Consider the following 1683-nt stretch of genomic DNA (forward strand, 5'->3'; position numbering starts at 1 on the left):
TACTACCAGACGATCACCAAGGCGGGTGGCCTGCAGACGGCAACGTCGATGCACCTGTACTTCGATGCCGACCTGACTGCCTTCCGGACCACCTTCCGTATGGATGGCCAATCCAAGGTTTCCGCACCGATCGCGCCTGCCAAGGGCAGCGCCACGATGTCCCCGTTCATTCAACTGGGCGCGCGCTGATCGCCCTAACTTCTAAGGAGAACATTCATGTTTCCCAACGCAAAAGGCAGCGAACTGCTTGCCATCCTCGCCACGCTAGACCCTGTCAGCCAGGCAGCCGGAACCGCCACCACTGGCTGGATCTCTGCTGCTAACCACCATGGTCTTCTGGCCATCATCCAGACCGGAGTTCTGGGTACGGGCGCCACGGTTGATGCGAAGCTTCAGCAGGCCCTGGATACCTCAGGTACCGGTGCCAAAGACATCTCTGGCAAGGCAATCGCTCAGATCGTTAAAGCCAGCGGCGACAACAAGCAGGCGCTGATCAATGTCAAGCCTGAGGACCTGGATACGGTCAATGGCTTTGGCTTTGTGCGCCTGTCGGTCACGGTGGGCGTGGCTGCTAGCCAGACCGCAGCTCAGGTGCTTGGCGTCAACCCGCGCGAACTGCCGGCAAACACCGCCAACCAAGCCGCTGTTGTGCAGATCGTCTAAATGCCTCTGCAACTCGTCACACCACCCGCAGGGGAGCCAATCTCACTGGCTGAGGCGAAGCTTCATCTGCGGGTGGACGGTGGCGACGATGACCCGCTGATCGGCTCGCTCATCACCGCTGCCCGCCAAGCTGCCGAGACCATCACCGGCAGGCAGTTGATGACGGCCCGCTGGAGACTGGTGCTCGACGCCTTTCCTGGGCCTTTGCTCATGCACGCCGGGTCTGGCTCGTCTTTCAGCTTGCCAGCTCACGCGATCCTGCTCGCCAAATGCCCGGTTCAGTCTGTAGTGAGCGTTGAGTATCTGGACATGAACGGCACGACGCAGGTGCTGCCTGCCAGTGACTACGTGCTTGATGCGGCCTGCGAGCCAGCGCGCCTGAGCCCCGTGTTCGGTAAGACTTGGCCGCCGACCTTGCCGCAAATCGGCGCCGTTACGGTTACTTTCGATGCGGGCTACGGATCTGCCAGCGAAGTACCCGAGGGGCTAAAGAGTTGGATCAAGCTGCGCGTGGGAAGTCTCTACGGGCATCGGGAAGAAATGGCAGTTCTTTCTCGCGGTCGCATTGATCCCTTGCCCTTCGTGGATGGCTTGCTCGACGGCTTCAAGGTGAGCCTCGTATGAGTGTCTTGAGCGCAGGCCAACTGAACCACCGAATCCGGATTCAGCAGCCAACGACGGTCAAGGACTCGCTGGGAGCGCCAACGCAAGTCTGGACTGATGTGGCTACGGTGTGGGCTGATATCCAGCCACTTTCAGGTCGCGAGGCCCGCATCGCAGACCGGGTGTCAGCGGAATTGACTCATCAGATCACGGTGCGCCACCGCCCCGATCTGGATGATCCGCAGGCGGTTTCCCGGATGCGTGTGCTTTTTCGTGGCCGGACTTTTGCTATTCACGCGGCGCTCAATGACGATGAGGCCAATGTGTCCGTGATCCTTTTGGTAAGCGAAGGAATTCGGGATGGCTAAGGTTGAAACGGTTCGCATCGAAGGCCTTGCCCAGTTGGACCGAGCTCTT

At 60.1% G+C, this 1683-nt stretch carries 3 protein-coding genes and 1 pseudogene; all 4 read left to right on the forward strand.

Annotation, left to right across the window (positions count from 1 at the left end; translation table 11 throughout):
* Positions 1–189, forward strand: a pseudogene (locus ACOVRJ_RS06900) (phage major capsid protein); the annotation flags it as partial.
* 27 nt (positions 190–216) lie between these two features.
* On the forward strand, positions 217–663 hold the full coding sequence (locus ACOVRJ_RS06905; RefSeq protein WP_422043148.1) for a hypothetical protein: 447 nt from the start codon (positions 217–219) through the stop codon (positions 661–663).
* The gene (locus ACOVRJ_RS06910; protein WP_422043149.1) at positions 664–1287 is read left to right on the forward strand and encodes a head-tail connector protein; all 624 of its coding nucleotides are present in this window, start codon (positions 664–666) and stop codon (positions 1285–1287) included.
* Positions 1284–1634, forward strand: coding sequence for a phage head closure protein (locus ACOVRJ_RS06915; RefSeq protein WP_422043150.1), 351 nt, complete (start codon positions 1284–1286; stop codon positions 1632–1634). The genes ACOVRJ_RS06910 and ACOVRJ_RS06915 overlap by 4 nt, the downstream gene beginning before the upstream one ends.
* Positions 1635–1683 lie beyond the last annotated feature (49 nt).

It is taken from the genome of Roseateles sp. (assembly GCF_049240545.1).
Taxonomy (GTDB): Bacteria; Pseudomonadota; Gammaproteobacteria; order Burkholderiales; family Burkholderiaceae_C; genus Paucibacter_A.

Bases quoted from the DNA above. Each gene is read 5' to 3' on its own strand.
- ACOVRJ_RS06905 (WP_422043148.1), top strand. From the start codon at position 217: ATGTTTCCCAACGCAAAAGGCAGCGAACTGCTTGCCATCCTCGCCACG.
- ACOVRJ_RS06910 (WP_422043149.1), top strand. From the start codon at position 664: ATGCCTCTGCAACTCGTCACACCACCCGCAGGGGAGCCAATCTCACTG.
- ACOVRJ_RS06915 (WP_422043150.1), top strand. From the start codon at position 1,284: ATGAGTGTCTTGAGCGCAGGCCAACTGAACCACCGAATCCGGATTCAG.